The organism is Curtobacterium flaccumfaciens UCD-AKU, from assembly GCF_000349565.1.
Classification (GTDB): Bacteria; Actinomycetota; Actinomycetes; order Actinomycetales; family Microbacteriaceae; genus Curtobacterium; species Curtobacterium poinsettiae.
On the sequence record NZ_KB714609.1, the window covers coordinates 303476 to 321156 of the forward strand.

Annotated in this window: 16 protein-coding genes and 1 tRNA gene; 11 read left to right on the forward strand and 6 right to left on the reverse strand. The window is 69.2% G+C overall.

Annotation, left to right across the window (positions count from 1 at the left end):
* The first annotated feature begins 17 nt into the window (after window positions 1–17).
* Window positions 18–560: an isopentenyl-diphosphate Delta-isomerase gene (gene idi / locus H489_RS24925; RefSeq protein ID WP_031259371.1), complete on the forward strand. Its 543-nt coding sequence runs from the start codon at window positions 18–20 to the stop codon at window positions 558–560.
* 125 nt (window positions 561–685) lie between these two features.
* Here the strand turns inward: idi and H489_RS24930 are convergent, their stop codons facing one another.
* Window positions 686–1549, reverse strand: a complete 864-nt coding sequence (locus H489_RS24930; protein WP_017886423.1) for a hypothetical protein — start codon at window positions 1547–1549, stop codon at window positions 686–688.
* 329 nt (window positions 1550–1878) lie between these two features.
* Between H489_RS24930 and H489_RS24935 the strand changes: the two genes are divergently transcribed.
* The 5 genes from H489_RS24935 (at window position 1879) to H489_RS24955 (ending at window position 8588) form a co-directional block, all read left to right on the forward strand.
* Complete coding sequence (locus H489_RS24935; protein WP_017886424.1) at window positions 1879–2928, forward strand: magnesium and cobalt transport protein CorA; 1050 nt, start codon at window positions 1879–1881, stop codon at window positions 2926–2928.
* A gap of 116 nt (window positions 2929–3044) precedes the next feature.
* Window positions 3045–4064, forward strand: coding sequence for a LacI family DNA-binding transcriptional regulator (locus tag H489_RS24940; protein ID WP_017886425.1), 1020 nt, complete (start codon window positions 3045–3047; stop codon window positions 4062–4064).
* Window positions 4065–4610: 546 nt separating this feature from the next.
* Window positions 4611–6134, forward strand: coding sequence for a multiple monosaccharide ABC transporter ATP-binding protein (mmsA, locus tag H489_RS24945; RefSeq protein WP_042538695.1), 1524 nt, complete (start codon window positions 4611–4613; stop codon window positions 6132–6134).
* Complete coding sequence (gene mmsB / locus H489_RS24950; protein ID WP_017886427.1) at window positions 6131–7423, forward strand: multiple monosaccharide ABC transporter permease; 1293 nt, start codon at window positions 6131–6133, stop codon at window positions 7421–7423. Before mmsA ends, mmsB begins: the two co-directional genes overlap by 4 nt.
* A 61-nt stretch (window positions 7424–7484) precedes the next feature.
* A complete protein-coding gene (locus H489_RS24955) occupies window positions 7485–8588 on the forward strand; it encodes a sugar-binding protein (RefSeq protein ID WP_017886428.1) in 1104 nt (367 codons plus the stop codon).
* Window positions 8589–8833: 245 nt separating this feature from the next.
* On the opposite strand, the gene H489_RS24960 is transcribed toward H489_RS24955, so the two are convergent.
* From H489_RS24960 to dcd, 3 genes are all read right to left on the reverse strand, one after another.
* Window positions 8834–9181 (reverse strand): DUF86 domain-containing protein, encoded by a 348-nt coding sequence (locus H489_RS24960; protein ID WP_017886429.1) that lies wholly within the window; start codon window positions 9179–9181, stop codon window positions 8834–8836.
* Window positions 9178–9693, reverse strand: a complete 516-nt coding sequence (locus H489_RS24965; protein WP_017886430.1) for a helix-turn-helix domain-containing protein — start codon at window positions 9691–9693, stop codon at window positions 9178–9180. The genes H489_RS24960 and H489_RS24965 overlap by 4 nt, the downstream gene beginning before the upstream one ends.
* Before the next feature lie 92 nt (window positions 9694–9785).
* Window positions 9786–10373 carry a dCTP deaminase gene (gene dcd, locus H489_RS24970; RefSeq protein ID WP_017886431.1) on the reverse strand — a complete coding sequence of 196 codons (588 nt, stop codon included), beginning with the start codon at window positions 10371–10373 and terminating at the stop codon, window positions 9786–9788.
* Window positions 10374–10456: 83 nt separating this feature from the next.
* Between dcd and H489_RS0118585 the strand changes: the two genes are divergently transcribed.
* The gene (locus H489_RS0118585; protein ID WP_017886432.1) at window positions 10457–11548 is read left to right on the forward strand and encodes a GNAT family N-acetyltransferase; all 1092 of its coding nucleotides are present in this window, start codon (window positions 10457–10459) and stop codon (window positions 11546–11548) included.
* Window positions 11549–11600: 52 nt separating this feature from the next.
* A complete protein-coding gene (locus H489_RS24975; protein WP_017886433.1) occupies window positions 11601–13646 on the forward strand; it encodes a cytochrome c oxidase assembly protein in 2046 nt (681 codons plus the stop codon).
* Between the two features lie 37 nt (window positions 13647–13683).
* Here H489_RS24975 and H489_RS24980 read toward each other — a convergent pair whose 3' ends face one another.
* The gene (locus tag H489_RS24980) at window positions 13684–14031 is read right to left on the reverse strand and encodes a hypothetical protein (protein ID WP_017886434.1); all 348 of its coding nucleotides are present in this window, start codon (window positions 14029–14031) and stop codon (window positions 13684–13686) included.
* Entirely contained in the window at window positions 14021–15124 is a 1104-nt protein-coding gene (locus H489_RS24985; protein ID WP_017886435.1) for a DUF6177 family protein, read from the reverse strand. Before H489_RS24985 ends, H489_RS24980 begins: the two co-directional genes overlap by 11 nt.
* 195 nt (window positions 15125–15319) lie before the next feature.
* On the opposite strand from H489_RS24985, the gene H489_RS24990 reads away from it, so the two are divergent.
* The 3 genes from H489_RS24990 to H489_RS25000 all read left to right on the forward strand — a co-directional run bounded on the left by H489_RS24990 (window position 15320) and on the right by H489_RS25000 (window position 17647).
* Window positions 15320–15393 (forward strand) — tRNA-Gly (locus H489_RS24990).
* 14 nt (window positions 15394–15407) lie between these two features.
* Window positions 15408–16022: a GntR family transcriptional regulator gene (locus tag H489_RS24995; RefSeq protein ID WP_017886436.1), complete on the forward strand. Its 615-nt coding sequence runs from the start codon at window positions 15408–15410 to the stop codon at window positions 16020–16022.
* Window positions 16023–16201: 179 nt separating this feature from the next.
* Complete coding sequence (locus H489_RS25000; protein ID WP_200860511.1) at window positions 16202–17647, forward strand: MFS transporter; 1446 nt, start codon at window positions 16202–16204, stop codon at window positions 17645–17647.
* Window positions 17648–17681 lie beyond the last annotated feature (34 nt).

Here is a 17681-nt window from a genome sequence, read left to right on the forward strand (position 1 = left end):
CTAACCTATCGACTCAGATGAACGCTTTCCCTGAATCCGTGGTGCTCCTGTCCGACGACCGTACCCCGATCGGCACGGCGGACAAGTTCACGGTCCACACTGCCCACACGCCCCTGCACCTGGCCTTCTCGTGCCACGTCCGGAACACCGACGGCGACGTCCTGGTGACCCGACGAGCGCTGTCGAAGAAGACCTGGCCGGGGGTGTGGACGAACACCTTCTGCGGTCACCCCGGTCCGGACGAGTCCTTCGAGGACGCGATCGCCCGTCGCGCCGCTCGCGAACTCGGCATCACCATCCGTGACGTCGAGGTCGTGCTGCCGGAGTTCCGGTACCGCGCGGTCGACGCGTCGGGCATCGTCGAGAACGAGGTCTGCCCCGTCTTCCGTGCCGTGACCGACGACACACCGGCGCCCGCGGACGACGAGGTCGCCGAGTGGGCCTGGGTGTCCGAGGATTCTCTCAGGCAGGCCGTCGCCGGTGCGCCGTTCGCCTGGAGCCCGTGGCTCGGGTGGCAGCTGGCCGAGCTCGAGACCGCTGGGTTGCACGTCACGCGCTGACGCTGCTGCGTCTGCGTCTGCGTGTGCACCTGCGCCTGAGCGAATGCGCGCCGGCGCTGCGCGGAGTCGGCCGTTGCGGCCTGGCAGGGTGGACAGCGACGCCTGCCAGGCCCCTACCGGGCCGCTCAGGACCAGGCGTTCGACACGCACTTCGCGATCGTGCCCGTCGTGAAGCCAGCCGCCGCGGCGAGACACGGAGCGCAGAGCACCATGGTCGCGCAGGCTGCGCCGCACGCGACGCCGAGGACTGCGATCACCGCCCAGCTGATCCCGATGCGGTTGAGGCAGTTGTTCAGTCGCTTCCAGTCGAGGCCGTACGTCCCGACGGACGATGCCTGCTCCGCTTCGGTTCCCTGTGTGAGGTCCACGTTCTTGGTCAGCTGACCGTCCTGCCACATCGCGAAGTGCACCACGGTCACGGACGTCATCGCGGAGGCCATCTCGGTGATGGTCGTCTCACCGTCCACGGTCACGAACGAGAGCTTCGTCATCTCCGGGACGTCGGTCCCGAGGAGCGGGACCGAGACGACGTCGGCGCCCTCGTAGGTGTAAGCAGTGGCACCAGCCCAGTCAGGTCGCAGCCCTGAGCGTGCGGAGTACCCCGCTTCCCGAGCCGCCGAGACCGCGTTCGAACTCCGGTTGCGCCCTTCGACTCGGAGCTGCGAAGCGAGCTGGACGAGCCGTCCTGTGCCGGAGGGGTCCGTGACCGTCACCGCGCTCGACGCCTCGGCTCGTGCCGGCGCCACGACGCCGACGAGCGCGATCGCTGCGGCGGCCGCGGCGACGAACGCCACCCCCGAGAGTGCCAGCGTGCGCTTCTGACGGGGGCGCCTCGGTCGCATCTCACGGATCGACGCTGTGCCGATGCCGGCGGCGCCCAGGAGCCACCACACGACGGCGACATCGCGGAACCCCGGGGCGAACGACAAGGCGACGCACCCGATCGACGCCAGGATGATCCCGATGGTGGGCGACTGCTTCTTGACCATGACACTCCTTCGTGTTGGCATCCAGTGTTCTGGATATCAGGACACTAGCGTCCGGTTCGGGGTGCAGCAAGGGTTCTCATGACCGATGTGGAAAGCCGAGATCGAAGTTGTCCGACCTGCGCCGCAGGCGTACGCTCGACGCTCGGCAGCGCTCTGGGCGCCGCCACGACGAGACGAGAAGGGCAGGTGAGGCGCGATGTCGGGTGACCATCCTCGATCGGGCCGGCCGCCCGTGTCGGTCGTCGCGCCCGTTCGCTGACCCTGCCCCGCCCCGGATCGCCTCCGGGGTGCCATCGCGCCCGCCTGCTCCCCACCGAAGGAGCACGCACATGGCACTGATCGACAACGCGATCTACGTCCGGGGACGCCGCGTGGAGTCTCCGTCGACCCTGTCGCGCCCGGCTCGTGGCGACCTGACCTGGATCGGGCTGCTCCGGCCCGACCCGCACGAGCTCGAGGCCGTCGCCACCGAGTTCGACCTGCACGAGAACGCCGTCGAGGACGCCCGCAAGGGGCACCAGCGCGCCAAGCTCGAGCGGTACGGCGACACCCTGTTCATGGTGCTCCGGCCGGCCTGGTTCGACCCGTCCGAGGGCACCGTGGAGTTCGGCGAGGTCCACCTGTTCGTCGGCGACCACTTCGTCGTCAGCGTCCGGCACGCCGCGCGCCCCGACCTGGCGGCACTGCGGGCACAGGTCGAGGCGGACCCGGAGTTCCTGGCGAAGGGGTCCGAGGCGGTCACCGCGGCCGTGCTCGACGAGGTCGTCGACGGGTACGGGCCCGTCGTCCAGGTGCTGCAGGAGCAGATCGACGCCATCGAGGACCAGCTGTTCGCCGGGCAGGTCGACCCCGGGGTCTCGAAGCGCATCTACCAGCTGCTCAGCGAGGTCCTGGCGTTCCAGCGCGCGACCACCCCGGTGCCCGCGATGGTGACCGGGCTGCTCCGCGGTGCCGACAAGTACGGCGTGGACGACGACGTACAGCACCGGCTCCGCAACGTGCACGACCACGCGCTCCGCGTCACCGAGCGGGTCGACTCGTTCCGCGCCCTGCTCGAGAACGCCCTGACCCTGCACGCCACCCTGGTGTCGCAGGAGCAGAACGAGGCGATGCGGCGGATGACCAGCGCGAGCCTGGCGCAGGGCGAGGAGAGCCGGCAACTCGCCCGGGCAGCACACCGCCAGGGCGAGGAGGTCAAGAAGATCTCGTCGTGGGCGGCGATCCTGTTCGCGCCCGGCCTGATCGCCGGTGTCTACGGGATGAACTTCGACCACATGCCCGAGCTGCACTGGCACTACGGCTACCCGGTCGCGATCCTCGGCATGCTCCTGCTGATGGGCGTGCTCTGGGCGATCTTCCGCAAGCGCAACTGGCTCTGAGCCGACGGCGGATCGGCGCACAGGTGGCGCCGATCCGCTGGACGTGCATAATGATCTGGCCCGGATGTGAACGTGCACATCGATGTGCCACGACACCCGGGCGGAAACGAGCAGCAATGGCGTCATCGCGGACACAGCAACCGCGTTCGCCCAGCATCCGTGACGTCGCACGGATCGCGGGCGTCTCGCACCAGACCGTCTCGCGGGTGCTGAACAACTCGGACGCGATCCGGGCCGAGACGCGCGACAAGGTCCTGGCGGCCATGGAGCAGCTGCAGTACCGGCCGAACCGGGCCGCGCGCGCCCTGGTGACGAGCCGGACGCACACGATCGGCGTCCTGACGGCCCGTCGCGCCCACTACGGTCCCGCGGTCGCACTGCAGGCGATCGAGGACGCCGCGATGCTGCGCGGCTACTCCGTCACGACGGCGAACATCGCCGAGGCGACCGACGCCGCCGTGCGTGAAGGGCTCGGACACCTGCTCGACCTGGACGTCGAGGGCATCGTCGTCATCGCGCCCCAGCAGCGGGTCTTCGACCTGATCGCCGAGCTCGGAATCCGCACCCCCTACGTCACCATGCGTGCCAGCGTCGGCGAGGACCCCACGGCCCTGTGGGTGGACCAGATGGAGGGCGCACGACTCGCGACCGCGCACCTGCTCGACCTGGGACACGAGTACGTCCGGCACATCGCCGGCCCACAGGACTGGATCGAGGCCGACGCCCGCATGCAGGGGTTCCTGCGCGAGATGTCCGACCGCGACATGGCCGTCGCCCCGCCGATTCTGGGCGACTGGACCGCCGACTTCGGCTACCACGCCGGCCGCGAGCTGCTGCGGTGGCGGGACTGCACCGCGATCTTCTGCTCGAACGACCAGATGGCGCTCGGCGTCATGCACGCGGCGCGCTCGTACGGGCTCGACGTCCCGGGGGACCTGTCCGTGGTCGGCTACGACGACATCCCCGAGGCGAAGCACTTCTGGCCGCCGCTCACCACGGTGCAGGTCGACTTCGCCGAGCTCGGGCGTCGCTGCGTGGACCTGCTGCTGCCGAGTGAGGGCGAGCTCCTCCGCCCGATCGACATCGTCCCGCAGCTGGTCGTGCGCGCTTCGACGAGCGCACCCCGCACGCGCTGACGTGCTCGGGGCCGGCGGCGGCGGAGTACCTGCCGCAAACGGGCATCCCTGCCACGAACTTCCGACCAGGGACGCCCGGAAGCGCCAGGGACGCCCGCTCCGACACGGCGAGCGCGGCTCCGGACGCGCCCACGGACCGGACGGGAGGCCCGTGGCGGCGCCGCCACGCGCCTCCCGTCCGCAGCATGCGGATCCACGCAACGAACGCGTGCTCCGGAGGCCCCTGGCCCCAACCCGGGGGACGTTCCCTCCGGATCACGCACGCCGTTACGAAAACGCGACCAATCCGAATTGACAGCCGCACCGAGGCTGTGCGTAAATTGCCTCCGTCCAGCCGATGTGACCGTTCACATGAGCGTCACACCGCGCCGGATCCGGACGCGACAACGAAGTCCACACAGGCCCCCTGTGCTTTCGCTGCCGCAGCAGAACCACCCGAACACACTGCCGCACCGAAGCGGCAGAAGGAGATGCACTGTGGCGTCAACCCCGATCGACACCGGCCTCGAGACCCGGTCGATCACCGCACCCGAGACCATCCTCGAGATGCGCTCGATCACCAAGGAGTTCCCTGGTGTGAAGGCGCTGGCCGACGTCTCCCTCAGCGTCCGCGCCGGCGAGATCCACGCGATCTGCGGCGAGAACGGCGCCGGCAAGTCGACCCTGATGAAGGTCCTGTCGGGCGTCTACCCGTACGGCACCTACAGCGGCGAGATCGTCTACGAGGGCGAGGAAGTCCGCTTCTCGAACATCAAGCAGTCCGAGCAGGCCGGCATCGTCATCATCCACCAGGAGCTGGCGCTCGTCCCGGAGCTCTCGATCACCGAGAACCTGTTCCTGGGCAACGAGCCGAGCCGCGCTGGCGTCATCAACTGGACCGCCGCGCAGCTCCGTGCGCAGGACCTGCTCGCCCGCGTCGGCCTGGCCGACGACCCGGACACGCAGATCAAGAACATCGGTGTCGGCAAGCAGCAGCTCGTCGAGATCGCGAAGGCCCTGCACAAGGACGTCAAGCTGCTGATCCTCGACGAGCCGACCGCCGCGCTCAACGAGAACGACTCGCAGCACCTGCTCGACCTGATCGTCGGGCTGAAGGCCAAGGGCATCGCGAGCATCATCATCAGCCACAAGCTCAACGAGATCGAGCAGATCGCGGACGAGATCACGATCATCCGTGACGGCAAGGCCATCGAGACGCTCAACGTCAAGGCGGACGGCGTCAACGAGGACCGCATCATCCGCGGCATGGTCGGCCGCTCGCTCGAGTCGCGTTTCCCCGACCGCACCCCGAAGATCGGCGAGACCTTCTTCGAGGTCCGCAACTGGACCGTGCAGCACCCGATCGACCCGTCGCGTCTGGTCTGCAAGGCGTCGAACTTCCACGTCCGCAAGGGCGAGATCGTCGGCTTCGCCGGCCTGATGGGCGCCGGACGCACCGAGCTGGCGATGAGCCTGTTCGGTCGCTCCTACGGCACCTGGCTCGACGGCCAGATCATCAAGGACGGCCGCGAGATCAAGGTCACGAACGTCCAGCAGGCGATCGAGAACGGCATCGGCTACGTCTCCGAGGACCGCAAGGCGCTCGGCCTGAACCTGCTCGACACCGTGAAGCGCTCGACGGTCGCCGCCGACCTGCAGAAGATCTCGAAGGCCGGTGTCGTCGACTCGCTCGAGGAGTACTCGGTCGCCGAGAAGTACCGCAAGATGCTCCGCACCAAGGTGCCGAGCGTCGAGGACAACGTCGGCAAGCTCTCTGGTGGCAACCAGCAGAAGGTCGTCCTGTCCAAGTGGATGTTCACCGACCCGGACATCCTGATCCTCGACGAGCCCACCCGCGGCATCGACGTGGGCGCCAAGTTCGAGATCTATGGGATCATCCAGCAGCTCGCGGCCGAGGGGAAGGGCATCATCCTCATCTCGTCCGAGCTGCCCGAACTCCTCGGTCTCTCCGACCGGATCTACACCATCTTCGAGGGCCAGATCACCGCTGACCTCCCGGCCGACCAGGCCGATCCCGAATCGCTCATGCGCAGCATGACCTCCGCGCGGAAGGGCGCCACCGCCTCATGAACAACCTGAAACTGCTCTTCGGCAAGGGCAACTCGATCGGCCAGTACGGCATGATCATCGCCCTCATCGTGCTGCTCGCGTTCTTCGCGGTCACGACGAAGGGGCTCATCCTCGAGCCGACCAACGTCATCAACCTGTTCCTGCAGTACTCCTACATCCTGATCCTGGCGCTCGGCATGGTCATGGTCATCATCGCGGGGCACATCGACCTGTCGGTGGGTTCGGTCGCGGCCGTCGTCGGCATCGTCGTGGCGCAGTCGATGTCCGTGTGGAACTTCCCGGTGTGGGCCGCGATCATCCTGGGCCTGGCCTGCGGTGCCGCGATCGGCGCCTGGCAGGGCTTCTGGGTGGCGTTCGTGAAGGTCCCGGCCTTCATCGTGACGCTGGCCGGTCAGCTCATCTTCCGTGGCGTGAACCAGATCATCGGCAACTCGACGTCCGTCCCCGTGCCGAACGACTTCACCCCGATCGGCGCCGGCTTCCTCGGTGACTTCGGCCCCGACTTCGGCTACAGCAACGGCACCCTGCTCATCGGGCTCGTCACGATCCTCGCGCTCATCATCATCGAGGCCCGTGGCCGTGCCCGCCGCCGGAAGATGCAGGCCGAGGTCCCGCCGCTGTGGGTCTCGATCGTCCGCACCGGCATCCTGGTCGCCGTCACGCTCGTCGCCACGTACCTGTTCGGCGCCGGTCCGGTCGGCACCTCGGTCCCGATCGTCGCGATCATCCTCGGTGTCCTGACCATCGTCTACGGCTTCGTCACGAAGAACACGATCTTCGGTCGCCAGGTCTACGCCGTCGGTGGCAACGCCAACGCCGCGATCCTGTCCGGCGTCTCGGCGAAGAAGGTCAACTTCTTCGTCATGATGAACATGTCGGTCCTCGCCGCGATCGCCGGCATGGTGTTCGTCGCCTACTCCGGCGCCTCGGGCCCCGCGGACGGCACCGGCTGGGAGCTCGACGCGATCGCCGCCGTGTTCGTCGGTGGCGCAGCGGTCGCCGGTGGTGTCGGCACGATCTCCGGCTCGATCATCGGTGGTCTCGTGATGGCGCTGCTGTCGAACGGCCTGCAGCTGATGGGCCTCGAGTCCAACCAGGTGCAGATCATCCGCGGTCTCGTCCTGCTCGTCGCCGTCGCCTTCGACGTCTACTCGAAGTCGCAGGGTCGTCCGTCCCTCATCGGGGGCATGATGCGGCAGTTCCAGCGGAAGGACACCGAGGAGAACACGGTGGCCGCCCAGCAGCCGCGGTCGATCGACGGTCAGCCCGACAAGCCGACCCTCCCCTAGTCCCAACTCCCCACACCGGGGCCTCGGCCCCACACCTCCTCAACGAAGAGAAAGCACTCACATGCGCAAGAAGATCGTCGCCGGCCTCAGCCTGGCGCTCATCGCGGGCCTCGCCCTCAGCGGCTGCTCGTCGCGCGGCTCGTCCGACGACGCCGGCAGCAGCAGCACCATCAAGAAGGGCGACCTCATCGGCGTCGCCCTGCCGGCCAAGACCTCGCAGAACTGGGTCCTCGCTGGTGCCGCGTTCAAGAAGTCGATCGAGGACGCCGGCTTCAAGGCCGACATCCAGTACGCCAACGCCGGCAACCCGGTGCCCGACCAGCAGTCGCAGATCTCCGGCATGATCACCAAGGGCGCCAAGGCCGTCATCATCGGTGCCGCCGACGGTTCGCAGCTGACCGCGCAGGTCAAGTCCGCCAAGGACCGTGGCGCCGTCGTCATCGCCTGGGACCGCAACATCCTGAACACGAAGAACGTCGACTACTACGTGGCGTTCAACAACTTCAAGGTCGGCCAGCTCCAGGCCGAGGCGCTGCTCAAGGGCCTCGAGGAGAAGAAGGGCGACAAGCCGTACAACGTCGAGCTCTTCGCCGGTTCGCCGGACGACGCCAACGCCACCGTGTTCTTCAACGGTGCGATGGACGTCCTCCAGCCGAAGATCGACGACGGCACGATCAAGGTCGTCTCCGGTCAGACCACGTTCCAGAAGGTCGTCACGCAGGGCTGGCTCGCGCAGAAGGCCCAGTCGCGCATGACCGACCTGCTCGCGCAGTACTACACGGGTGACACCGAGCTCGACGGCGTCCTGTCGCCGAACGACACCCTCGCCCGTGCGATCCTCACCGCGACCAAGGCCGCCGGCAAGGACAACCCCGTCGTGACCGGTCAGGACTCCGAGACCGCGTCGATCCCGCTCATCATGCAGGGCACGCAGTACTCGACGATCTTCAAGGACACCACGAAGGAAGCCCAGGCTGCCGTCGACCTCGTCTCCACCCTGTCGAAGGGCGACAAGCCCGACACCAAGATGGATAAGACGAACAACTACAACGGTGTGAAGACGGTCCCCGCGATCGAGCTCGCACCGGTCCTCGTCACCAAGGACAACGCCGTCGAGGCCTACAAGGGCAACGACACCCTCGAGGAGCTCGCCAAGAAGGGCTGATCTCCCCAGCACCACGGACGGCCCCGTCTCGCCTCGGCGAGACGGGGCCGTCCTGCTCCGTCCGGGGGCCGACCACACGGCGGCCGGGAGGCGCGGCGCCGGTGGCGATCCGTGCCTCCAGTCCGGTGGGTGGTCCGTGGACGCGAGACGCCGGCGTCTCGGGAAGACGCCGCGGAATCCGGCGGCGTCTCACGGCACATGACGGCGTCAGCGCAAGACGCCGGCGTCTCGCGCTGCACCTGCCGTCAGGGCTGGGCGGCGCGCAGCCGCCTCGCGGCGTCGGCGAGGTGCGGGACATCCGTCCGCGCGGTGCCGACCACCAGTGCACGGGTGGTGTCGAAGTACCGGCGTGTGAGCCGTTCCCCCAGGTCGGACACCCGCGACCAGGGGATGCCGGGCTCGCTCGCGGTGACCGGGGCGGGGAGCATCCGCACCGCCTCGCCGATCTCGACCAGGCGCATCCGCACGGCGTCGTGCACCAGGTCCTCGGGCAGCCGCTCGTCGTCCACGTAGCGCCGGATCGCCTCGCAGGCCCGGATGACGTCGTCGATGCGGTCGCCGACGGCCCGGCGGACCGCCGGGTGCGGGGTCACAACGGCACCGCGGTCCGGACGACCTCGGGAGCCATGCCCGCTGCGTCGACGACGTCGACGCGGACCCCGAGGAGCCGCTCGGCGGCGTCCTGGATGCGCATGAGCGCGAAGATGCCGAGCCCCGGGTCGAGGTCGATCATCAGGTCGACGTCGCTGCCCGGGCCGTCCTCGCCCCGGGCGACGCTGCCGAAGAGCCGCGGCCGGTGACCGCCGAACTGTTCGACGATCGCGATGAGGTCCTGCCGCGCGGCGGTGACTCGCTCGCGCAGGGGCGGTGGTTCCTCGACGGGCTGCAGGTCGATGCTCGTCGTGAAGCCCGCGGCGCGGAGCATCCGCTGCAGCGCCGCGAGCGACGGTTCGCGCCGACCGTTCTCGTACGTGCTGATGACGCTCTGTGTGACGCCGGCACGTCGGGCGAGCTGGACCTGGGTCAGTTCGGCCCGCTCGCGGGCGTCGCGGATGAGCACGGCGGCGGACAGCGGCGTCGCAGGCCGAGGAGGTTCAGCGGACATGCTGCAACGATACACAGCATGCGACATTTCGTCCGCCGGTCTGATCGACGGGGGCGCGAGGGACGGTACGGACCCGCGCGGACCAGCGGGGGTCAGCGGGGGTCGGAGACGTCCGCGCGGTGGAAGTTCTGCGACGAGCGGGACGCGGTCGGGCCGCGCTGGCCCTGGTAGCGGGACTGGTACTCGGCCGAGCCGTAGGGCTTCTCGGCCGGGCTCGACAGCTGGAAGAAGCAGAGCTGGCCGATCTTCATCCCCGGCCACAGCTTGATCGGCAGCGTCGCCACGTTCGACAGCTCGAGCGTCACGTGCCCCGAGAACCCGGGGTCGATGAAGCCCGCGGTCGAGTGGGTCAGGAGTCCGAGCCGGCCGAGCGAGCTCTTGCCCTCGAGCCGCGCGGCGATGTCGTCGGGCAGCGTGACGACCTCGAACGTGGAACCGAGGACGAACTCGCCGGGGTGCAGCACGAACGCCTCATGCGGGTCGGTCTCGACCAGGCGGGTCAGGTCGGGCTGGTCCACGGCGGGGTCGATGTGCGGGTACTTGTGGTTGTCGAACAACCGGAAGAACTTGTCGAGCCGGACGTCGATGCTCGACGGCTGCACGAGCGAGGCGTCGTACGGGTCGAGGCCGATCCGGCCTTCGGCGAGCTGGGCGGTGATGTCGCGGTCGGAGAGCAGCACGGACGAATCCTAGCGGCAGCGCACGTCCCGCCGGTATGCTGCCAGGCTGCCCACCACCCGGGCGGGCGGCGTTCGGAGCAGTGATGACCACGTACACCGTCGACGAGATCACGGTCCCCGCCTCGATGGACGACGACCCGGCGGTCGTCTCGGTGTTCCGCGAGTGGGTCGACGTGCAGAACCGGGCCGAGGTCACGACCACGCACCTGCCCGAGCTGCTCTGGACCCCCGAGGAACAGCTGCCCTACCTGATCGACCCGGATGCCCCCAGCCGACTGTTCCTGGTCCGCGACCACGAGGGGACCGCGGTCGGAGCCGGTTCGTACGACTCGAAGGCGACTGCGGACGCCCCGAACTGCTGGATCGCGGTCAGCGTCGCACCCGAGCACCGAGGTCGCGGCGTGGGCACGCTCCTGGCCGAGCACCTGGAGGACGTCGCCCGGGGTCAGGGACGCACGCAGTGGAAGGCCTACGCAGTCTCACGGCAGGTCGGCCCGGCATCCGGCCCCGGGTACCGTCAGGCGCCCACCGGGTTCGGGGCCGTGCCGGAGGACGAGGCAGCGGTCCGGTTCCTGACCCGTCGAGGCTGGCGGCTCGGACAGGTCGACCGGATCAGCCGTCTCGCGCTCCCGGCCGCCGAAGCCGCGGTGGCCGACGTCCGTGCGGCTGCGGACGCCGCCTCGGGTCACCACTACCGCGTGCACACCTGGACAGGACCGACACCCGATCGGTGGCAGTCGGACCTCGCACTCCTGCTGACCCGGATGAGCACCGACGCCCCGTCGGGCGACATGACCGAGCCCGAGGACGCCTGGACCCTCGAGCGGCTCCGGACGCACGAGCAGCACCTCGAGGAGGGACCCCGGACGATGCGCACCGTCGTGGTCGAGGACACGTCGACCGGGTCACTCGTCGGGTTCACCCAGCTCGCCGTACCCGGTCCCCGCACCCAGCCGGTGATGCAGGGCGACACCCTGGTGGTCCGGGAACACCGCGGGCACCGGCTCGGCTGGCTCCTGAAGGCGGTCGGGATCGAGACGGTCCAGCAGGAACATCCTGGGCACCCTTCGATCATCACGTTCAACGCGGAGGAGAACCGCCACATGCTCGACGTGAACGAGGCCGTGGGGTTCGTCGGCGTCGGTTGCGCGGGCGTCTGGGAACGGCGGGTCTGAGCGCGCATCCGAGGGGCCGGTTGCCAGCCGACACGCCTACCATTGGACGGTCATGACCGTCACGTCACCCGAAACCCAGCCCACCGGGTCAGCACCGGACGCCGCCCCTGCCACCGGGCGCTCGTCCACCGTCGCGACGGTCCTGGTCATCGCGATCCCCCTGGCCGTCGCGTGCTCGCTCCTCGGGCTGACGATCACCGGCGCCTTCAGCACGAGTCAGCAGCTGGTGTCCGCCGGCGAGCTCGTCGAGTACGGCCTGCCGATCGCCCGCGTCGTGCACGACACGATGGCGGCGCTCACGATCGGGCTCCTCATCGTCGCCGCCTTCGCGCTTCCCGCGCAGAAGAAGGACCACGGCGCGCTGTCCAGCGTGCAGCACCGGGCCACCCGGTGGGCCGCAGCGACCGGCGCCGTCTGGTTCCTCGCCGCAGCGGTGAGCATCGTCCTCACCGGCGCGAACACGCTGGGCGTCCCGCTCACCAGCCCGGTGTTCGCGCGCAACTTCATGCTCTTCGCGTTCCAGGTCGAGATCGGTCAGGCCCTCGTCGTGTCCGCGGCCGCGATCCTCATCGCCACGGTGGTGGCCGCCGTCGCCACCCGGGTGACGACCCTGGCGTTCGCCACCGTCATCGGCCTGTTCGCCCTGCTCCCCCTGGCGCTGTCCGGCCACGCGGCCGGGTCGCTCGAGCACGCGAACGCGGTGAACTCGCTCGCGATCCACCTGGTCGGGGTGTGCGTGTGGGCCGGTGGCCTGGTCGCCGTGGTCCTGCTCCGCACGCGCACCAAGGGTGCGACGGGCCGGGTCATCGCCCGGTACTCGACGCTCGCCGGCTGGTCCTTCGGGGCCGTGGCGTTCTCCGGCATCGTGAACGCGTCGCTCCGGCTGACCGGTCCGCTCGACCTGCTCACGACGACCTACGGCTGGCTCATCACGGTCAAGGCGGTCATCCTCGTCCTGCTCGGCGTCGCCGGTGTCGTCCAGCGCCGGAAGCTCGTGCCCGGACTCCTCCGTGCGCCGCTCGACCGTCGCCTGTTCACCCGGTTCGCCCTGGCCGAGATCGTGTTCATGGCCGTGGCCATCGGCGTCTCGGTCGCCGTGTCCCGGTCGCAGCCGCCGATCCCGCAGACCCCGGCGACGGGCGAGGACACCCGCTCTGGTCTGATCGGCTTCCCGTTCCCGCCGGCGCAGACCGCGCAGACCTACCTGACGCAGTGGCACATCGACTGGGTGTGGCTCGGCCTGGCCGTCGTCGGAGCCGTCTGGTACCTGCTGGCGGTGCGCAAGCTCCGGAAGCGCGGTGACTCCTGGCCCGTCGGCCGCACCATCGCCTGGCTGATCGGCTGCGCCCTGTTCATCTGGACCACGTCGGCCGGCCCCGCGGTCTACGGCATGATCCACTTCTCGTCGCACATGCTCCAGCACATGCTGCTGATGATGTTCGTGCCGCTGCCGCTCGTGCTCGGCGGCCCGGTGCTGCTCGCGCTCCGCACGCTGCCGGTCCGCAACGACGGCTCCCGCGGCGCCCGCGAGTGGCTCATGCTCTTCGTGCACTCCCGCTGGATGCAGTTCCTCGGCAAGCCCGCCGTCGCCGGGATCATCTTCGCCGGGTCCCTCGTGGTGTTCTACTTCACCCCGGCGTACCAGGCCGCGATGCAGTCGCACGAGTGGCACGTCGCGATGATCGTCCACTTCGTCCTGAGCGGGTACCTGTTCTTCTGGGTGTTCGTCGGTGTCGACCCGGGCCCGAAGCGTCCGCCGTACCCGATGCTCATCATCACGCTCCTGGCCACCCTGGCGTTCCACGCGTTCTTCGGTGTCGCGGTCATGACGTCGCAGTCGGTGTTCGCGATCGACTGGTTCCACGCGCTCGGACAGACCAACGACGCCGCACTGCTCGACGACCAGCACACCGGCGGCGGCATCGCCTGGGGTGCGTCGGAGCTCCCGATGGTGTTCGTGGCCCTGCTCGTCGTCCGCAACTGGATGCGCTCGGACAAGCGCGACGCGAAGCGCCTCGACCGCAAGGCCGAGCGCGACGGCGACGCCGACCTCAAGGCCTACAACGAGCGCCTGGCGGCGATGAGCAAGCGGGACTGACCCGCCGTACCGATCGCCCGGGGGTGCCCGCGGGTGTTCAGTCGCCGTGGACGATGCAGACCGCGTCGAGGTCCATGGCGGCCTCGAGCGCGGCCGAGATCCCCGATTCCCCGTCGGGGCCGGCTGGGGTGACCGTGTCGACCCACCACAGCGGCGTCGCCAGGGTCGGGGCGTCCGGCAGGATCCGCTCCACCTCGTCGAAGGAGTCCACGCGCCGCACGCTCAGCACGGTGATCACCGGGTGGGTGGCGTCCCGGCAGACCTGGACCATCGGGCCGTCGTCGAGTGCGCGGACGCCCCAGGTCTCGTCGTGCAGCAGGAGCGCCTCGGCGACCTCGCGCGGCTCGACCGGCTGCCGGCACAGGATCGTGACGTCACGCGGCACCCTGGCCGCCCACCATCCGGTCGTCGCGGACGTGGCCGTCGAGTGTGCCCTCGTCGTGGGCGGGGTCGAGCGGCGCACCGCCGACCAGCTGCAGGAAGCGGTCCTCGTCGATGCGGTCGAGGAACGACTCGAGCGCTTCCCAGCCGTCCTCGAAGCGGACGATCATGCCGCCGTCGGTGTCGGCGTCGGGGCGACCGGACGAGCCGGTTCCGGCGGCGAACGTCGCGGTCGTGGTGCGCGGCGGCGGCCAGACACCGTCACGGTCCAGGAAGCCGGCGGCCTCGGGCCCGACGACGACGGCGAGCGGCGACGGTTCTCCGTGCGAGACGGCACGGACCAGGTGGTCGGCGTCACCGCGGCGCTGCATGACGACGCCGAAGACGGGGACGACCTGGTCGGCGACCCGCTGCACGGCGTCGAACATGCGGTTGGCCAGGCCCGGGTCGGTGTTCTCCTCGGGCACGGTGAGCACGGCGGACATCGTCTCCACGACGACCCCGCCGACCAGGTGCGCGGTCATCGTCGCCGAGAAGCCCTCGCCGACGGCGTACGAGGTCGAGATGCCGGGTGCCTCGTGCTTCGCGTACTGCGTCACGACCCAGCGGTCCCACGGCACGGTGAGCGGTTCTGCGGTGCCCCACCGGGTCGGGCAGGTGCCGACGGTGTGGCACAGGGCCTCGATCGCCGAGCCCATGTCGACCGCGCGGCCAGGATGGTGCCGGAGGGTCAGGTCGATGCTGATCTGACGGACCGAGTCGGCCGAGACCGGGTGCTCGGGCGACGGTGTGCCCACGAGTTCGGGGCCGCGGTGCACGAAGTCCTCGATGTCCGAGGCAGCGACACCGGTCCGGCCGTCACGCAGCGTCCCGTCGAAGTCGGACACGGCCCACGCGGCACCGTACGCGCCGAGTGCGTGCCGGAGCGCCGGGGTGATCGCCGCAGACCGTCCGGTGCGGAGCACGACCGTCCGCCCGGCGTCCGCCGACCGGCGGAGCAACGAGGCGAGCGCGTCGGTCAGCCACACGACGGGCGAGGCCGACTCGACCACGATCGCCGGGCCGACCACGTCGTCGATGAGGGGATGCCTGACCATCCGGGTCCTCCTCGGTTCGGGGCTGGAACTCCCTGGACGGTACACACGGGTCCGACACCTGTCCGTCGAGTCGGCACCCTCACAGCGGAGACTCGGGAGGCACGACACGCGCCCGGCAGACGGCGTACGGTGCGCGGTCGGCTGGCTTCCAGGCGAGAATCCGCTAGGCTTGCCGAGTCCCGTTCTGCGGGGCGCGCGAGTGTAGTTCAATGGTAGAACTCCAGCTTCCCAAGCTGGTAGCGCGGGTTCGATTCCCGTCACTCGCTCCAACTACGATCAAGCCGTGGAGTCCAAGCCGGCATCGGTCCTCAAGGCCATCAGGGCCGAGATCATCAGCGGCTCGCTCGCACGTGGCTCGAGACTCAAGGAAGACGTGCTCGCGGAGCGTTTCGGCGTCTCCCGGGTCCCTGTCCGCGAAGCCCTCCGACAGCTGGAGACCGAGGGCTTCGTCGTCGCCGAGAAGTTCAAGGGCGTCCGGGTCGCGGATTCCTCAACCGAGGTCGTCATCGAATTGATGCAGATCCGGCGCGGGCTCGAGGTCCTGGCCGCCGAGCTCGCGGCCGACCGGACGGGCGGCGACTGCGCGGCCCTGCTCCGGGCAGTCGGCCACGAGGGCCGCTCCGACCAGGAGGTCGAGGCCCAGTCGCCCCGGTTCGCATTCCACGGCCTGGTGGCCCGAGCGTCCGGGAACACCCGACTCGAGACGATGATCGAACAGCTGATCCACCAGACCGCCTGGGCCTTCGAGCGCGTGACGCGTGAAGAGGTCGCCGCGAGCCGCGGGGACCACGCCGCCGTCGCGAACGCGATCCTGCGGGGAGCATCGGTTCAGGCAGGGCTGCTGATGGACGAGCACCTGCGTCGCGACGAAGCGATCTACCGCGAACTCAGCGCGTAGAACGTATACGACCGCAGTTCGCGCGCAGTCGGCGACTTCGACCGCATGTCTGATCTGGTGCGGTTTGAGCCGGATGCGTCACGAAACGTCTCGAAGTCGAAACCAGCCCGAAACAGCTTTTCGTATACAAAAGAGTGACCGCACGGTGCACCGCTCACTCTTCCCCGCTGGAGTTACGAATGTCTGCTGTAACGCGCTCCACCGCACCAACACGCACCACCACCGACCAGCCTTCCGGAGGCGTCGGCTCCGCACTCGACTCGATCGGGTTCACACGAGCCCAGTTCTGGGTCCTCATGCTCATCCTCGCCGGTGAGTTCTTCGACACCCTCGAGCAGAACTCCGTCGGCGCGATGGCCACCAACATCAAGGCCTCCCTCGCGATCGGCGACGTCCAGCTCTCCACCATCAACACCGCGACCGTCGTCGGCGGGTTGGTCGGCAGGCTCCTCGCCGGTTGGCTCGCCGACCGCTACGGCCGCCGGTTCTCGCTCGGCCTGAACCTGCTCGTCTACACGCTGGGCGGCCTGCTGAGCGCTGTCTCCCCGAACTTCGAGATGCTGCTGGTCAGCCGCTTCATCGTCGGCATCGGCGTCGGCGGTGAGTTCATGATCGGCATCGCGATGCTGTCCGAGATGGTCGCGACCCGGTACCGGGGCGGACTCATCGCCACGATCAACGTCGGTGCAGGCGGCATCGGGAACTTCATCTCCTACGGCCTCTTCCTGCTCCTCCTCAGCCCGTTGGCCGTCCCGCTCGGTGGCGACGACCACGTCTGGCGCTGGAGCTTCGTGATCCTGGCGCTCCCCGCGCTGTTCGTCGTCCTGTACCGGCGCAAGTTGCCCGAGACGCCGCGCTGGCTCCTCTCGAAGGGGCGGATCGACGACGCGAACCGCTCGCTCGCGGTCCTCGCCTCGAACACCTTGACGCCGCCCGCGGACGCCGTCGGCCCCGTCCGGCTCAGCCCCGCAGATCTCCCGCCGGTGTCCTTGCACGCCTCACCCGCAGCGGTGTTCCACCGGCTGGTCCTGCGCCGGACGATCGCCATCGGGGTCGCGTCGTGGATGGCCTTCGGGGTGCAGGTCACGCTGAACTTCCTCATGCCCACGCTGCTCGTCGAACGTGGGTACTCCGTCTCGCAGAGCCTGCTGTACACGATGATCATGAACGTCGGCTCGCTCCTCGGGTGCACCGCCGCCGCCCTGCTCGCGAACCGCATCGGGCGTCGACCGTTGATCGCCACCGCGGGGGTCCTGGGCTGTCTGACCGCACTGGCGTTCGCAGCGTTCGGGAACGACACCGGCGCGATCCTCGCCCTCGGCGCACTGTTCCAGTTCTTCACGATGCTGACGAACACCACGCTCGCAGCCTGGACCGCCGAGGTCTACCCCACGGCGATCCGAGCGTCCGGCGCCTCGATCGTGAACGGGATCGGCAACATCGCCGGCGCCGTGATGCCCTTCGCCGCGATAGCGCTCTACGGTGCCTGGGCCTTCGCCGGTGTCTTCGGACTCGCGGCAGCCATGTACGCGGTGCTCGTGATCGCGTCGCGGTTCGCCCCCGAGACGCGCGGTCGTTCCCTCGAGGACGTGAACGAGAACGTCCTCACCGCCAGGTCCACCTGAACCACCCGATCCACCCGATCCACCCGATCCACCC

What these genes read in the sequence shown, in the direction of transcription:
- idi (WP_031259371.1), top strand. Translation starts at nt 18, where the DNA reads ATGAACGCTTTCCCTGAATCCGTGGTGCTCCTGTCCGACGACCGTACC.
- H489_RS24930 (WP_017886423.1), bottom strand. Translation starts at nt 1,549, where the DNA reads ATGGTCAAGAAGCAGTCGCCCACCATCGGGATCATCCTGGCGTCGATC.
- H489_RS24935 (WP_017886424.1), top strand. Translation starts at nt 1,879, where the DNA reads ATGGCACTGATCGACAACGCGATCTACGTCCGGGGACGCCGCGTGGAG.
- H489_RS24940 (WP_017886425.1), top strand. Translation starts at nt 3,045, where the DNA reads ATGGCGTCATCGCGGACACAGCAACCGCGTTCGCCCAGCATCCGTGAC.
- mmsA (WP_042538695.1), top strand. Translation starts at nt 4,611, where the DNA reads ATGCGCTCGATCACCAAGGAGTTCCCTGGTGTGAAGGCGCTGGCCGAC.
- mmsB (WP_017886427.1), top strand. Translation starts at nt 6,131, where the DNA reads ATGAACAACCTGAAACTGCTCTTCGGCAAGGGCAACTCGATCGGCCAG.
- H489_RS24955 (WP_017886428.1), top strand. Translation starts at nt 7,485, where the DNA reads ATGCGCAAGAAGATCGTCGCCGGCCTCAGCCTGGCGCTCATCGCGGGC.
- H489_RS24965 (WP_017886430.1), bottom strand. Translation starts at nt 9,693, where the DNA reads ATGTCCGCTGAACCTCCTCGGCCTGCGACGCCGCTGTCCGCCGCCGTG.
- H489_RS0118585 (WP_017886432.1), top strand. Translation starts at nt 10,457, where the DNA reads ATGACCACGTACACCGTCGACGAGATCACGGTCCCCGCCTCGATGGAC.
- H489_RS24975 (WP_017886433.1), top strand. Translation starts at nt 11,601, where the DNA reads ATGACCGTCACGTCACCCGAAACCCAGCCCACCGGGTCAGCACCGGAC.
- H489_RS24985 (WP_017886435.1), bottom strand. Translation starts at nt 15,124, where the DNA reads ATGGTCAGGCATCCCCTCATCGACGACGTGGTCGGCCCGGCGATCGTG.
- H489_RS25000 (WP_200860511.1), top strand. Translation starts at nt 16,202, where the DNA reads ATGTCTGCTGTAACGCGCTCCACCGCACCAACACGCACCACCACCGAC.